A 788-nucleotide genomic window follows, 5' to 3' on the forward strand; every position below is an offset into this window, starting at 1 on the left:
TCGACCGGCATCGGCTCGCTTTCGAGCGGCCTGAGCACCACCAACAGCAACGTCACCTCGCTGTCGACTTCGACATCGACCGGTCTCTCGTCGGCCAATAGCTCGATCGCTTCGTTGTCCACCTCGACTTCGACCGGCATCGGTTCGCTGTCCACCGGCCTGAGCACCACCAACAGCAACGTCGCTTCGCTGTCGACCTCCACGTCGACCGGTCTTTCGTCGGCCAACAGCTCCATCGCTTCGTTGTCCACCTCGACTTCGACCAGCGTCGATTCGCTATCCACTGGCTTGAGTACCACCAACAGCAACGTTGCGTCGCTGTCGACCTCCACGTCGACGGGGCTTTCGTCGGCCAATAGCTCAATCTCGTCGCTTTCGAGCGGCCTGAGCACGACCAACAGCAGCGTCGCCTCGCTGTCGACTTCCACGTCGACCGGTCTCTCGTCTGCCAACAGCTCCATCGCTTCGTTGTCCACCTCGACTTCGACCAGCGTCGATTCGCTGTCCACCGGCTTGAGTACCACCAACAGCAACGTTGCGTCGCTGTCGACCTCTACGTCGACGGGGCTTTCGTCCGCCAATAGCTCGATCACTTCGTTGTCCACGTCGACCTCGACCGGTATCGGCTCGCTTTCGAGCGGCCTGAGCACCACCAACAGCAATGTCGCTTCGTTGTCGACCTCGACTTCGACCGGCATCAGCTCGCTGTCCACCGGATTGAGCACCACCAACAGCAACGTCACCTCGCTGTCGACTTCGACATCGACCGGCCTCTCGTCGGCCAACAG

General features: G+C 61.0%; 1 protein-coding gene. It reads right to left on the minus strand.

Going from position 1 to position 788, the window contains the following annotated elements:
- Positions 1-788: hypothetical protein (locus tag WS62_RS38645; protein ID WP_269435281.1), on the minus strand; the 788-nt coding region annotated here is incomplete at both ends.

It is taken from the genome of Burkholderia sp. ABCPW 14, assembly GCF_001523835.1.
GTDB classification, from domain to species: domain Bacteria; phylum Pseudomonadota; class Gammaproteobacteria; order Burkholderiales; family Burkholderiaceae; genus Burkholderia; species Burkholderia mayonis.